Origin of the sequence: Aquibium oceanicum, from assembly GCF_001889605.1 — a bacterium.
Classification (GTDB): domain Bacteria; phylum Pseudomonadota; class Alphaproteobacteria; order Rhizobiales; family Rhizobiaceae; genus Aquibium; species Aquibium oceanicum.
Window position 1 is genome coordinate 152,166 of record NZ_CP018172.1, and the last position, 13,913, is coordinate 166,078.

The 13,913-nt window shown below is 58.1% G+C and carries 12 protein-coding genes and 2 pseudogenes; 10 read left to right on the forward strand and 4 right to left on the reverse strand.

The window, feature by feature from the left end; all coding sequences use genetic code 11:
- Positions 1-94 precede the first annotated feature (94 nt).
- Positions 95-2,239 carry a caspase family protein gene (locus BSQ44_RS26160; protein ID WP_235633462.1) on the reverse strand — a complete coding sequence of 715 codons (2,145 nt, stop codon included), beginning with the start codon at positions 2,237-2,239 and terminating at the stop codon, positions 95-97.
- A 513-nt stretch (positions 2,240-2,752) separates the two neighbouring features.
- Here BSQ44_RS26160 and BSQ44_RS26165 point away from each other — a divergent pair.
- Together BSQ44_RS26165 and BSQ44_RS26170 are read left to right on the forward strand one after the other, a co-directional pair.
- Positions 2,753-4,056, forward strand: a pseudogene (locus BSQ44_RS26165) (cytochrome b).
- Between the two features lie 34 nt (positions 4,057-4,090).
- Entirely contained in the window at positions 4,091-4,897 is an 807-nt protein-coding gene (locus tag BSQ44_RS26170; protein ID WP_072608410.1) for a universal stress protein, read from the forward strand.
- Positions 4,898-4,987: 90 nt separating this feature from the next.
- Here BSQ44_RS26170 and lspA read toward each other — a convergent pair whose 3' ends face one another.
- Positions 4,988-5,485, reverse strand: a complete 498-nt coding sequence (gene lspA, locus BSQ44_RS26175; protein WP_083535061.1) for a signal peptidase II — start codon at positions 5,483-5,485, stop codon at positions 4,988-4,990.
- A gap of 287 nt (positions 5,486-5,772) precedes the next feature.
- Between lspA and BSQ44_RS26180 the strand changes: the two are divergent.
- Positions 5,773-6,287, forward strand: a pseudogene (locus BSQ44_RS26180) (transglutaminase-like cysteine peptidase).
- On the opposite strand, the gene lnt reads toward BSQ44_RS26180, so the two are convergent.
- On the reverse strand, positions 6,284-7,762 hold the full coding sequence (gene lnt, locus BSQ44_RS26185; protein ID WP_157894708.1) for an apolipoprotein N-acyltransferase: 1,479 nt from the start codon (positions 7,760-7,762) through the stop codon (positions 6,284-6,286). The pseudogene BSQ44_RS26180 and the gene lnt overlap by 4 nt on opposite strands.
- A gap of 121 nt (positions 7,763-7,883) precedes the next feature.
- Positions 7,884-8,612, reverse strand: a complete 729-nt coding sequence (locus tag BSQ44_RS26190; protein ID WP_235633463.1) for a cytochrome c biogenesis CcdA family protein — start codon at positions 8,610-8,612, stop codon at positions 7,884-7,886.
- Between the two features lie 199 nt (positions 8,613-8,811).
- Between BSQ44_RS26190 and BSQ44_RS26195 the strand changes: the two genes are divergently transcribed.
- The 7 genes from BSQ44_RS26195 (at position 8,812) to BSQ44_RS26220 (ending at position 13,591) form a co-directional block, all read left to right on the forward strand.
- Positions 8,812-9,693, forward strand: coding sequence for a cell wall hydrolase (locus BSQ44_RS26195; RefSeq protein WP_418202148.1), 882 nt, complete (start codon positions 8,812-8,814; stop codon positions 9,691-9,693).
- Entirely contained in the window at positions 9,654-9,962 is a 309-nt protein-coding gene (locus BSQ44_RS27990) for a cell wall hydrolase (RefSeq protein ID WP_418202149.1), read from the forward strand. Before BSQ44_RS26195 ends, BSQ44_RS27990 begins: the two co-directional genes overlap by 40 nt.
- A 67-nt stretch (positions 9,963-10,029) precedes the next feature.
- Positions 10,030-10,560 carry a methyltransferase family protein gene (locus BSQ44_RS26200; protein ID WP_157894709.1) on the forward strand — a complete coding sequence of 177 codons (531 nt, stop codon included), beginning with the start codon at positions 10,030-10,032 and terminating at the stop codon, positions 10,558-10,560.
- 328 nt (positions 10,561-10,888) lie between these two features.
- The gene (locus BSQ44_RS26205; RefSeq protein ID WP_072608414.1) at positions 10,889-11,449 is read left to right on the forward strand and encodes a manganese efflux pump MntP; all 561 of its coding nucleotides are present in this window, start codon (positions 10,889-10,891) and stop codon (positions 11,447-11,449) included.
- Between the two features lie 154 nt (positions 11,450-11,603).
- A complete protein-coding gene (locus tag BSQ44_RS26210) occupies positions 11,604-11,963 on the forward strand; it encodes a TFIIB-type zinc ribbon-containing protein (protein WP_072608415.1) in 360 nt (119 codons plus the stop codon).
- A 50-nt stretch (positions 11,964-12,013) separates the two neighbouring features.
- The gene (locus BSQ44_RS26215) at positions 12,014-12,727 is read left to right on the forward strand and encodes a DsbA family protein (protein WP_157894710.1); all 714 of its coding nucleotides are present in this window, start codon (positions 12,014-12,016) and stop codon (positions 12,725-12,727) included.
- A 267-nt stretch (positions 12,728-12,994) separates the two neighbouring features.
- On the forward strand, positions 12,995-13,591 hold the full coding sequence (locus tag BSQ44_RS26220) for a class I SAM-dependent methyltransferase (protein WP_235633464.1): 597 nt from the start codon (positions 12,995-12,997) through the stop codon (positions 13,589-13,591).
- Positions 13,592-13,913 lie beyond the last annotated feature (322 nt).

Genomic DNA, 13,913 nt, shown 5'->3' on the forward strand with positions numbered 1-13,913 from the left:
TCACAGCATTGGAGGGACCTCCCACCGCCGGCCAAAGACTACTACGGCGATCGGTGGAAAAATTAGCCGCGCTGTCTCCAGATTGATGCCGTGCTCAGCTGGCAGGTACGGTCTCGACAGGGAAGATCAGGACCGCTCCCATGGACGCGTTCTTGTCACCAAGCTTCATTGCCGATCGCGTTGCCGGGGCAAGGCCTATGTCACGGAGCATGTCGGAAAATGCTGGCTGGCCGGAGGCCGCCCGAGTGGCCGGCGGCACGCCGCCCTGGGCCAGGAAGCTGAGATCTTCTATCGCAGACTGTGGTGGAGCTTCGGTCAGAACCGCGATCATCCTTTCGAAGCCAAAGCTGGCGTCGGTGAAGGCGAGCAACCCTTCTTCTATCGTCGCATTGGGTACGAGGCGCTGGGCGTCAATGTGCGTGATTGAATAGTCGGATCCGACATAGAGAATATTTATATCAATCAGCTTGCTCGACAGGTTCTTGGCGAGGATATGCACTTCGTCACCCGGCAGAACCCGAGGCACTGTCGCTTGCTGGAGTGGCTTCATCAGGTTCTCGCTGGGACGCTTCAGCTTGAATTCGACCATGACCTGCTCAGGTCTATAGTCTGAACCAGCAGCAAGCCGTGATAGCGAAGTTGCACGAAATATCTTGGCCAGCACTTCGCCGGCACCCACACGAAGGCGCTCAGGATCGACAGCGGCAACAAACGGCGGCTTTGATCCGTCCTTGAGGGAAACGTCGCCCGACGGTGGCAGAAACCAGAGCGCGGGTGCATCGCTCCCGTCGGGACTCGCGCGGAGAATCGCATTCTCCGGAAGCACCGCAAGCCTCAGATCCGCTTCCTCGCCCGGATCCACAAGCCTGATATTGAACCTTCTTCCGGGATCAGCCGCGAGAACGTCCAACATCGCGTTCGCGTCGGCTGTCTGCTTTTCCAACCCGGCAACTGCACCAGGGCGGGCAACGACCATGCTGAAGTCAATCTCGAGTCTTGCAACTCGGACATAGGCGCCGGCCGGGATGTCGGACAACGCAACGAGAGGCCTGTCTTCATAGGCGACCGGTTTGATCATCGAGGTCAGATTTTTCGCGGCAACGACCTCTACGTAACCCAGGGCCTCGGACATTTCCGAAAGCGGTCCCGGAAGGATTGCGAGCTTGGATCCAGGCACCAAGCGATGCATCAGGCCCGCCGCGATCGAACCGCGCGTCCCCTTCGATTCCAGCGGCCACTGCATGGGGGTATCGACGATCTCGCTGCCGAACACCCGCGCATCCAACGCACCTTCGAACAGCGGCGTCGGTCGTATCCTTCCATCCGCGGTGTATTGTTGAAGGACCGCGTGCCCAAGCTGTCGATAGGTGACGTTCGGGTTTTCCGCCAGCTTCTGGAAGATTGTGAAGGTGAACAGGCCGAACTTCGTGGCATCGGGTTGCCCCTTCGGGAGCGGCATCTCGGGCGTGGTCTCGATGGACTGGGCCGCGAAAAATGCAACGAGATCGCCACGCGTTATACCTTGAGCGCTCGTCGGGTCTTCCGCGAAGGCGAAGGCGGCCTGCCGCTCAATCTGCCCCTCGCCAACCTCACGGCTTTCCTCAGCTGCAGTTGCAAGTCGAATCTCGGAAGCCGGTATACCGAGGTCGGACGGGTCGAGTTTGCGTTCTGCGATCAGGTCCTCTCCGACGGGGGCCGCCCGGGTGGCCGTTCCGGAATTGCAGCAGTCAAGTACGATCCATACAAACGCTCCCTTGTTCCGTATCGCATCGAGCGCTTGGCCGACCATGTTGTCGGTGAGTGCGTTCGGTACGCCCTTCGTCCTGTCCGTCCACATGCCTGTGTCGGAAGGCAGTAGGATCTCGTCGAGACCGTCGGTCTCGTCTCCGGCTGAGAGCGCAGGCTGCTGTGAGCCATGCCCGGAATAGTGGATGTAGACGAAATCGCCCCGCTTGGCCCAGGCTGCGATCTGCGCGAGACCGGACAGTATGCCATCGAGCGTAGGGCTGCCGATCGCGCCATCAAGGTTGTCGGCCAGTAGAATGATATTCGCGGCATCAAATTTCACGGGCGAATTGCCCAACAAATATTCGCGAACCAGCTGCGCATCGTGGTTCGGGCCGATCAAGGCCGACTTCGGTGGTAGGTTGGGATAGGCGGTCGCGGCTACGAGCACCGCGTAATAGGTTCTTGCCTCAGGCGCGGCAAAGCTCGTCCGAACAAGCCCGGCGGCGCCCATCGCCGAAGCTCCCAACAAAACGGCTCTTCGTGTAAGTCGAATCGACATCGGCTCCCCTATCCCCCCTTGATCTCTACAAACTCAATACGTTGCCAGCGACAATCTGTTTTGCTCCCATCCATCCGGCATGTTGGCGCTTTTGTGGCACCTCTGAAAAGTGGCGAACAAGTGGACCAGTCGGCGCACCTTGAAAAGGAGCCTCCGCGCCGAAGAATGAAACGCGTCGGATATCGATCAAGCAGTTGTGATCGAAGATAGCGAGGAGCCGAACCCTCATTACCTCATCGACGCTCTGACGTCCTCACAAGGTCGGGATCGTCGCCCCTCGCCGATGACAAGGCGCCTGGCGGATCGAACGAGCTACGCTCAGCGACCACGAATGCGTCGGACGTCGACACTTCTGCATGCCCTTTTGTCGCATCGAAACAGGAATGCAGGCGCTTGAATCTCAAGCAACCTGAGATGTTACCGACGAGGGAACCGTGCGCCACCCGACAGTCGAGAGGGAAGTAGATGTCGCGATCGCCGTCAGCGTATAGCCCCAAAACGGGCCTCGGACGATGGATCGATGCCCGGATGCCGCTTCCCCGGCTGATCCACGATTCCTTTGTCTCCTATCCGGTACCGCGCAATCTCAATTATCTCTACACGTTTGGTGGCATCCTGACGCTGATGCTCGGTCTCCAGATCCTCACTGGAGTCGTGCTCGCCATGCACTACAGCACGAATACGGCGACCGCATTCAACTCCGTTGAGAAAATCATGCGCGACGTCAATTCGGGTTGGCTGCTCCGGTATCTCCATTCAAATGGTGCATCGTTCTTCTTTATCGCTGTCTACATCCACATATTCCGGGGGCTATACTACGGGTCCTACAAGGCACCACGTGAGCTCCTCTGGATATTGGGCTGCATCATTTACCTGCTGATGATGGCGGCGGCGTTCATGGGGTACGTGCTTCCATGGGGTCAGATGAGCTTCTGGGGCGCAACCGTCATCACCGGCTTCTTCACGGCGATACCCTTGTGGGGGAGTGGATACAGCAGCTGCTTCTCGGCGGGTTCGCCGTCGACAATCCCACACTGAACCGATTTTTCGCACTGCATTATTTGCTTCCATTTATGATTGCAGGTGTTGTGGTGCTCCATGTTTGGGCATTGCACGTTACGGGCCAAACCAACCCGACAGGCATCGAAGTCAAGCATGAGACAGACACCCTGCCTTTTACGCCATACGCAACCGTGAAGGACGCGTTTGGAGCCATAGTGTTTCTACTTGTGTTCGCATATTTCGTCTTTTACATACCTAACTACTTAGGTCACCCAGACAACTACGTTGAGGCAGACTCTCTAAAGACCCCGGCGAAGATCGTCCCAGAATGGTACTTTCTTCCTTTCTATGCGATCCTTCGCGCCGTAACGTTCAACATCGGGCCGATCGACTCGAAGCTGGGAGGTGTCCTGGCAATGTTTGGAGCGATTGCGGTGCTCTTCTTCGTGCCATGGCTTGATACATCGAAGGTGCGATCCGCGGTGTATCGCCCATGGTATAAAGTATTCTTTTGGTTGTTTGCCGCAAACGCCCTTTTCCTGGGATGGCTCGGGGCCAAACCGGCGGATGGCATATATGTCGTGTTGATGCAGGTCTCGACGGTCATTTATTTCGCCTTCTTTTTGGTGGCGATGCCGGTGCTGGGCTTGGTCGAGACGCCTCGAAGGTTGCCCAACTCGATAACCGAAGCGGTGCTGTCCGCTGCTGCACGGAACCGTGGCAGCGCTTCCACACAGGGTGGGGAACGTATGCGCGCAGAACAATAAGCATATTGTTTGAATAGGCCATAGGAGCTTTGCCGTGACGGACTTCTGCGAAATCGTTGTCGATGCATGTCCACGGAGCAACCTAACCAGCACCCTCGAATTCGCACGCGAGATGGTCAAGGTGTTCGACGCCAGAATCTCTGTCGCTTCCTACGTATGGCCGAAAACGTCGATGAAGGACGTCTTGGCTCCGAACGTTTTCTGGGCCGAAGAGCAGACCAGATTGATGGAACGTGCGTTGGCATCCAGTCGGAGCATCGTCGACAAGGTCTTTGGCGCCGATTCTGAGCAGGTCCACTGGTGTTCGGGAATTGGCGAACCCACCGCTGCAATGCAGGCGCACCTCCTGACCGCAGACTTGCTGATCACGGATTCATCCGACGAAGACGAAAGCGTCTTGCCCAACCCGGCTCACGTCGCCCTTGGTTCCGGCGTGCCCGTGCTGCGCCTGGGACGCTCGGTTGCGAACGCTCGCTTCCCCCGCATTCTGGTCGCTTGGAAGGATACCGCGCAAGCCCGACGCGCGGTTCATGATGCCCTCCCACTGCTTGTCCGCGCCGAAAGTGTTTCCGTCGTCGGGGTCGGCGATGAGGTTTCGAGCGAACGGCTCGATGCTGTCGCGACGCACCTGCGTTCCCATGGCGCAAAAGCGCAATATTCGCACATTCCCAACACCACTGGAGACGCGTGCTCGAGCTTGCTTGAGCAGGCTGGCCGGGAGGGATCGGACCTGATTGTGACTGGCGTTTTCGGACGCAATTCACTCGTTGAACGCGTCTTTGGGGGTGTAACCACAGAAATGCTGAAGAGCACCGACATCTGCTGGTTCATGGCGCACTGATTTTGGGTTCCCGTGCTAGCATTTGATCACTGACAATCAGGGCGGTGCTATCGCACAAGCCTTTGATCCGGATCGTAGTGCGTAACAGCATCATCCTGCAGGTTGCCTCGGTGCGGAGTGGAAAGAATCTGCAATCAAAATTGCCGCTCCAACGACAATCGCGATATCAGCAGTATTGAATGTCGGCCAATGCCAGGCACCTAAATGAAGGTCGATGAAATCAGTTACCGCGCCTTGTCGCATTCGGTCGTAAATATTCCCGATCGCACCTCCCGTTATCAGTCCCAGCGCCATGGTATGGCCGTTCGTCTTTGCATAAAGCATCCAAACAAACAGAAATCCGACCACGACCGATGTCAGGAATGACAGCGAAGTAGGAGAGTCGGAAAAGTAACCTGACAGGATTCCGAAGCTAATCCCGGTATTGTAAGAAAGCACAATATTGAGAAACCCAGTTATATAAATGTCTCTTGGCGGCTGCATGACAATCTCGACAATTACAAATTTGGACAGTTGATCGATCGAGAACGCCAAAGCCACACAAGCTAGACCGAGGAGAACTCGAGTTGAATTTGCGGATCGCTTCACGGTCATCCTCCGTCACGTTTGGGATGAGAGTTTCGCCGCTCTAGCTACCTGAGCTTCAATCGCCGGCTGGCAGCTTCCTGTGGAAAGCGGGGGCATGGATCGACACTTCACGAAGTCGTGGCCCGCCCATAATGGACGCGGGCCGCACGAGCCGTTAAGGGTTCGGTAATATCGGTTAAAATCGGACGGGGGATCGGGGAGTGACCACTCGACAGTCGATCGCTGCTTTATGCGCGGTGGCCGCTTGGACGTTTAGCGCCAGCAGCGCGTGGGCCCACCCGTCAGCGATGATGACAGGAAGCCTGACATCGCAACCGATAGGACACTATGAGTTCTGCAAGCGCAACGCTTCAGAATGCGCAATTCGCTCCCGCGACGTGACGCCGCTGAAGATGTCGAGTGAGCTCCTCCGGCGGCTGGAGAAACTCACGGTGTCCGTGAATCAGGCCGTCAAGCCGAAAAGCGACCTCGAGCTTTATGGCCAGGAAGAATACTGGACCTATCCCGTAGATGCGGGCGACTGCGAGGACTATGCGTTGGCGAAGCGCCGCGTCCTGATGGAAGGCGGCATCTCAGCATCCAACCTGCTCCTGACTGTACTGCGACGCCCGAACGGCGATGGGCATGCGGTGCTGACCGTTCGAACCGATGGGGAGACATTGTTCTCGATAATCTCACGGACACGGTTTTGAACTGGGATGAAACCGGATACACCTACCTAAAGCGACAAGCGATCGACCATACCGGTCGATGGGTTTCGATACGAGACGGGGACACGCCGCTGGTCAGCTCCGTTCACTAGGGGCCACAGCAACTCCTGCGGTTTGCCGTGAATCGTCGTCGGGTGATCGCGCCAGCGGCAATGAGCAGCGTTATGGACACCACGACCGGAATGTTTCCGGCCCGGCGGAACAATGTCTCAGTTGGCGCGGGTGCGGGCAATGGCCCATCGATGACCCCGCTGACGTTCAGGGGAAGCATCTCCTTCACCCGACCATAGCTGTCGACGATCGCGCTGACACCGCTGTTGGCCGCCCGGATGAGCGGCAGACCCGCCTCGATCGCTCTCGCGCGCGCGGCAAGAAAATGCTGGTGGGGTCCCGCGGACATGCCGAACCACGCGTCATTCGTGATATTTAGAATCCATCCTGCTCGGTCGTCGCCCGAACGAGGAAAAATTGCCTCATAGCAGATCAAGGCCCTCGCGGCGGGCAATCCGACAAGCTGGATCGGTGCGCTGCTCTCACCCGGAATGTAGTCGATATCGCCGACAGTCATCTTCATGGCGCCGAGAACCCTCTTGAAAGGGGTGAACTCTCCAAAGGGCACCAATCGCCTCTTGTCGTAGTCCGCGACGACGCGTCCCTTCTCATCGAGTGCAAGTACGCTGTTCAGTAGGGCAGGGTCATCAGCGCGACGAGCAGGCGCTTCCCTGACAGCCCCGAAGAGAAGCAGGCCCCCCGTCGGAACGCTGGCGGTGAGGGCCGGATGGATGTTGCGACCAGCTTCAAACAAGACGGGATAAGCCGTCTCGGGCCAGACTACGTAGCGTGGCCGATCGCTTTCACCGGACGTGCTTAGCGCTAGAAGTTTGTCGAGGATTGCGTTCGCTTGGCCGGCCTCCCATTTCTGGTTTTGCGGGATGTTCGGCTGGACGATCCGCACGCGCTGTCCATTATCCCCGAACTCGGCCGCGGCCAGGCGCATCGTACCGCCAGTCCATAGAGTGGCGAAAGCGATCGCTGGCACCAGGATCAGAACAAGTGCGGCGGACCGACGGCCCAACTTGTACTTCTCGGTGATCAGGAGTGGCAAAATCGCCAAGAGAACTGTCAAAAGCCCGAGGCCATAGATCCCCATGACCGAAATGGCCTGAAGAGCTTCATCGCTGAACCCCCAAGCATATCCAATGAGGTTCCAGGGAAATCCCGTCAGTATGGCGCTGCGGGCCATCTCCGCGATGGACCACGTGGCAGGGAGGGCAATGAGTGTACCCGGTCCCGATCCGCCGAGATAGCGAGCAGCCATCGCCGCGAACGCAGGGAACAGAGCCAGCAATGCCGAAAGAGCAGCCACCGCGGGCCAGGCAAGCATTCCAAATCTCTCGGCTTCGACCGCAAAGCTCTCGGTTATCCAGCTCAGGCCAACGATGAATTGACCCAAGCCGAAGGCCCATCCGGTAACGAATGCAGCCAAGACGCTTGGGCTATGACGTGTCAGAAAGGCGAAAGCGGCAAGGCCCAAATACGCGACAGGAAAGACGAAATAGGGTGCCAAGCCCAAACCGCTCAGGCCGCCCATCGTAACGGCAACGACGACCCAGCGACGATAGCGTTCGCGCGACTTAATCCTCGAAATTGAATCGGCCCCCGTTCTTCGTGGATCGCGCCGCTCCGCGCTAGCCGATGTAGCCCAGTCCAGGAAAGCGCTCGAGCAGCCAGAATGCGATCAGAGTGAGGCGGCCCGTCATCATCAATATCCCCATGACGATCATGATGCTGCCGGCAAGGATGTTGAGGATATGGCCGGCATATCGCATTCTCTTGAACCCGGCTGCGATGCTGCTGAAGGCGACCGCAACTATCAGAAAGGGAATTCCCAACCCAACGCTATAGGCTGCCAGGAGGACCGCGCCGCTTCCGGCAGACACCGCTGCAAGGGTAAGGATCGAGCCGAGGACCGGACCAATGCACGGCGTCCATCCAAAAGCGAATGTAAGTCCAAGCGTATAGGCTCCGGTTGGCCCCGATATGGTCTGCGGCCCCGGCAGTCTTAACTCTCTGAGCAGCGCCGGTATCTTGATCAGGCCGGTCATCACAAGGCCGAAACAAACGAGCAGCGCCCCGCCAAGGAGATTTGCCTCAACATTGTATCGAAGGAGAATGCCGCCGAACGCCTGCGCCCCAAGCCCCAGCAACACGAAGACGGTGGAGAATCCGGCTATGAAGAAGAGCGCTGACCAGACGACCTTGATGCGATCCCCAAGCTGCCTGGACGCAGGATCGACGCCGCTGGACACGAACGAAAGATAGCCCGGCACAAGCGGGAGAACGCATGGGGAAACGAATGATATGGCACCCGCAACAATGGCCGTGAGAAGTCCGACGGCTGAGACATCGATCGCCAAGGCTGTCGTCCTTCCTCTGTCGACCTGCAATCCCGATCCACCCATTGGTGTCGGTCTAAATGCTCAAGCGACATGAGGTTCAATGGGAGCCTGGATAAGCCTGCCGTGACATTGCGACGCGCAGTCGCAGTAGTGTTAACTTTCCATCAAGGTTAACAATCGATTCTCCTTCTGCGTGGGGCATCCGGAGAATGAGATATTGCGGTCCAAACCGAAAGCCGCTTTCGAGCGACGATCATCGAACGGCCATCGGCGTGTGCTCGCGATTCTCGGCGCAAGTTGGTTCGTGTTCGGCTTCGCGTCGCCCACAGGGATCCAGGGTACCAAGTCCGACTTGGGGATCACTCCCACGTCGGATCGCTGGGCGGTGTATGTCGAGCAAACCGACACCTGCTCTCATTTGAAGGAGCTCCGGCTGCTCGGCGCCGCTTTTCCTGGCGATGTCGAAAACTTGGATCTGGTGGTCGGCGGTCAACGGGTCAATTTAGGGTCGGATCGAGAGGTTTCTTCCGCGTCCCAGCGGGTGGTTGAGGAAGCAAAGAAGCCACGGCTTGTTAGCGTAGCCTATCGGAAAAACCTGGAGACCCCGGATAGCGGGCAAGCGTTGGCGTCGCGACTATTTTCGTCGGGGACCGACGCTTCATATTTTCTGCGCGGCTTTTCACAACAGGCAGATCCCGAAATGGTGGCGGGCCTGTCTACGTTTCATACCCCAGCGGACGACCGTCTGGTCGGGGTGCCAGCGGCGCTCGCCGACCTGGTCAACAACGATGGGGCCGACATCCTGGCCACGGCCTACGCCCCTAAGGATGAGTTCCACCCATCTTCCAATGCCTTCGCGGCTTTGCTCGGCACCGACGAGACAGCCGGTCGCTTCGTTCCGCCCACGATGGAGGGCGACCACGATTGGATGAAGCAGCCCCTACCGAAATCCGTCTTTTCAAGCGCCGAGCAAAAGTGCCTTGCAACCGCGATCTATTTCGAGGCTCGGGGCGAGGAGGTGAGGGGCAGGCCGCGGTCGCGCAGGTCATTCTCAATCGGGTGCGCAACCCTGCATATCCAGCAAGCGTCTGCGACGTAGTTTATCAGAACGACAGCTGGATCAACAAATGCCAGTTTTCCTTTGCCTGCGACGGCATTCCAGATGTCATTGCAGATCGACGCGCGTATCGTCTGGCAAAGGACGTGGCCATGGCAGTCACCGGCGGGAAGATATTCTTACCCGAAGTCGCGTCATCGACCCATTACATTGCCACCTACGTCAGCCCGCGTTGGGCTCGCTCCATGGAGCGCATGACGCAAATCGGTTCACATATTTTTTACCGCACATTTGGCGGGGGGTGGAGTTAGATCATTGTTAGGGACTATTGGTACGAAATCCCCAGTTGAGCGCAAGAGGACCCTTGTAACGTGGCTGTTGGCACCAGCCTGGCTGGCGATGCTTATAGCAACGCAGCCGGAAGGCTTTGAAACGCTGGGCTACAGCCTGATCGAGTTTCTCGGATTCTTCCTAGTGTTTGCGGCCGTTCTCGGAAGGCTCTGGTGCACTCTATATATTGGAGGTCGGAAGGATCTGGATCTGTGCCAAAGCGGTCCGTATTCCCTTACCCGCAATCCTCTCTATTTCTTCTCCTTTCTCGGGCTCATCGGCGTGTGCCTTGCGGCTCAGAACATTGTCTTGATGATCATAAGCGCGGTCGTATTCCTGGTTTATTATCGACCGGTAATCTGGAATGAGGAAAAGCGGTTGTTGTCCCTCTTTGGGCCGGATTACCTGCTATACATGGCGAGAGTTCCTCGCTTCTTTCCTCGCCTCGATTTGCCAGAAAGCGAAGACACCGTCGTTGTCCACTCTCCGGCATTTGTACGGTCGTTGACGGAAGTCATGTGGTTCCTTGTCGCCATCGTCGGAATTGAAGTGCTTGAAGAACTGCGCCAAGGGCGGTGATTCCTGGCTGGCAACTCCCATTGTAGGCTGGCTCGCTCTTGTAGTGCTAGGTCGCCGGCGCCACGCTCCACGCAAAGCCCGGCCAGATGCAAATGAGTATCAAGTGCTCATCTAGCTGAATTAATTTGACTTTTTGAATCCGCGCTCCTATCTCCCGGCCAATCAGGGAGTAGTCACCGCGCCCGCGCGGGACCGTGTCAACAGGCTTGCGCACATGCGCATGGCGCGGTCAGCCGATTCAACGGCCCGACAAGACTGTGGCGCCACTGCTCCTATGCGGACGAGCAGGGTTCGCGCCCCGGTAGATGTCCATCGGGATCGTTGTCCAATGTCGCCCTTCACCATTGCCGTGCTAGCTCTGAGCATGTCGATCGATGCCTTTGCAGTCTCTGTCGGACGAGGGGCCGCCATCGGCTCGCCGCCCCTGAGAGATGCGCTACGGACAGGTTTGATCTTCGGCATTGTCGAAGCGACAACGCCCATTCTCGGTTGGATCGCCGGCGTTGCAGCCAGCCGTTTCGTGCAGGCTGTCGATCATTGGATCGCCTTCGCCCTCCTCGCGGGCGTCGGCATTCATATGCTCTACGCGGCAATATGGGGTTCAACGGACCACCCACCCAAGGGAAGATCGCTCGCCGCCCTGATGGCGACGGCGGTCGGAACCAGCATCGACGCCATGGCGGTGGGAATCTCTCTCGCGTTTCTTCAGGTCAACATCGTCATCGTCGCGATAGCAATTGGGCTTGCCACCTTCGTGATGTCCTCGGGAGGCATGCTTGTCGGGAGGCTGATTGGCAATCGCCTCGGCAGGCTAGCCGAACTGATTGCAGGTCTTGCACTTTGCGGTTTGGGGACGATGATCTTGCTCGAACACCTGTCGCCGATGTGAAAAGACACGTGAAATCGTGGCCGTGCAACAGTTTAGCGCCGTCGCCTTCCAACAACCAGCTGCGACATTTGAACACTTGAACCTCAACCTGCTCGAGGTCCTACCTTTCCACTAGCGGGGTGCAGTGGTGCACTCAAATAGGTTGGATATTAGGATGTCAGGAACGCTACTGAACTCGCATGGGCCAGCCGACAAAGCCGCCGGGGCTCTTTGTCCACATTGCAGGATCGACCTCGTTATGAGCGAGCGTCAGGGTATCGAAATCGACTACTGCCCGAAATGCCGCGGCGTGTGGTTGGACCGAGGCGAACTCGACAAGATAATCGAACGGAGCGCGGCGGAAGAGGCCCAGTACGCCCAGGGGCATGCGGGTCGCGGCCGTGCGCAGGCGTCCTCACGCAATACATCGAATGACTGCCGCGAAGATCACCGCCGCGACTATAGCGACCACGATCGTCATGGCGGACACCATGGTCGGAGGCACGGTTCGTTCCTCGGCCGACTATTCGACTGACACCCCACCAGGAACGGATTCATGAAGGCTGCGCGCATTGGTCAGCTAGGGTGGTACGCCATTGCCGTGTTGACAACGGCCTCGCCGGTCTATGCCAATCGATCGATCGCGCGGAGGTCGAGAAGATCGTCCGCGAATACATCATCCAAAACCCGGAGATCATCGAGGAAGCACTTACGGAGCTTGAGAAGCGGACTCAAGCAGCTCAGGCAGAGGCCAGGTCACAAGCGATAGTGGCCGAGACTGATGCGCTACTCCGATCGAGCGACGATGTGATCCTGGGAAATCCAGACGGGGATGCTACGCTCGTCGAATTCTTCGACTTCAACTGCGGCTATTGCAAGCGGGCGGCACCTGACGTCAAGGCACTTGTCGCCGAGGATCCCAAGCTGCGGATCGTCTTGAAGGAGTTTCCCATTCTCGGGCCTGGCTCGGTCGAGGCCGCGAAAGTGGCCCTGTCCGTGAAGCGCGTTGCTGGCGACTCCGCCGCGCGTGATTTCCATGTCAGATTGATGGAAATGCAAGGACAGATAAATGCTAGCCGGGCCCTGGACCTGGCCGAAGAGATGGGACTCGACCGCAAAAAGCTGTCGGATGAAATGGCTACTCCCGCGGTCGAGGCCATCATCGCGGCAAACCTCGCGCTGGCGCAGCGGCTCGGCCTGACAGGAACGCCCTCGTTCGTCGTTGGAGATCAAATCATCGAGGGCGCCGTTGGAAAGGAACCGCTTGCCGATGCAATCGAAGCGGTCCGCCAGAAATGAGCCCTCTGAAGACCAATCCTCTCCCTCTTTGGACGGCAAACCTAGTATCCGATTTCGGTACCGTGGATTGAAGCATCTCGCCAACCCAGCCTCGCTGTCGCACCCGACGATCAGCGGCAACCGGCACGCCATGCCACATCGCTTGGCAAGAAAGGTTGGCGCTCGATGTCTCAGATGCCGCAGCGTTTGACATTCCTACGCCAGTGGCTCGCCAACCCTCTGAGGGTAGGGGCGGTGCTCCCCTCAGGGACGTCTCTGGCCCACTTGATGACAAAGGCAATCGACCGCAACACGGGGTCAATTCTCGAACTTGGACCCGGCACCGGCGTCTTCACCGAGGCTCTCCTCAAACGTGGCTTGGTGCCGGAACAACTGACGCTGGTCGAACTGGACGAGAGATTTGCCAACTTGCTCTCACGCCGGTTTCCTGGCGCTCGCATCGTCCAGGGCAGTGCGGCTCGCTTGTCCGCGGCGGGCGTCGGGAGAGATGTCGCATACGGTGCGGTTATCAGCGGGGTGCCACTCCTTTCGATGCCCTCCCGCACGGTATTTCGCATCGTCGAGGGCGTGGCGCGCAGGCTCGGACCCAGCGGCAATCTCTATCAATTCACCTATGGCGCTCGGTGCCCCGTTGCGCACGCCATACTTGAGAGGCTGGGCCTGGAAGCGAGTTTGCTTGGGACCGTCATGTGGAACCTGCCGCCGGCGTCGGTCTATCGGATTTCACATACGCGGGTTGATCCGAAGTTGGCATCAGCCTCCGAACCGCATGTGGTGGCAGACGCCCACGCCCATACAGCTCTCATCCATAGGCAATACCCGGCCGCGATGTGCTGGGAAGGGGAACGGGTTTCCAGTCAATAGAAAGAGCAAGGAGCTCGATATGTTCACGAGACGCGAGATGCTGGCCGGCACAACGGCTTTTGCAGCCCTGGCGGCACTGCCCGCGCGAGCACAGACCGGGGTCAACCATAAGGTCCAGATGCTGAACAAAGGGAAGAAGGGCGCAATGGTGTACGAGCCGGACTTTGTGGCTGCTTCCCCGGCGATACCATAACCTTCATTCCAACCGACAAGTCCCACAACGCAGAGAGCATAAAAGGGATGCTGCCTGAAAACGCGCTCCCTTTCAAAGGCAAGCTGAATGAACAGATCACCATCACCATAGAGAAAGAAGGCGTCTATG

Bases quoted from the DNA above. Each gene is read 5' to 3' on its own strand.
- BSQ44_RS26220 (WP_235633464.1), top strand. From the start codon at position 12,995: ATGACAAAGGCAATCGACCGCAACACGGGGTCAATTCTCGAACTTGGA.
- BSQ44_RS26160 (WP_235633462.1), bottom strand. From the start codon at position 2,239: ATGGGCGCCGCCGGGCTTGTTCGGACGAGCTTTGCCGCGCCTGAGGCA.
- BSQ44_RS26210 (WP_072608415.1), top strand. From the start codon at position 11,604: ATGTCAGGAACGCTACTGAACTCGCATGGGCCAGCCGACAAAGCCGCC.
- BSQ44_RS26205 (WP_072608414.1), top strand. From the start codon at position 10,889: ATGTCGCCCTTCACCATTGCCGTGCTAGCTCTGAGCATGTCGATCGAT.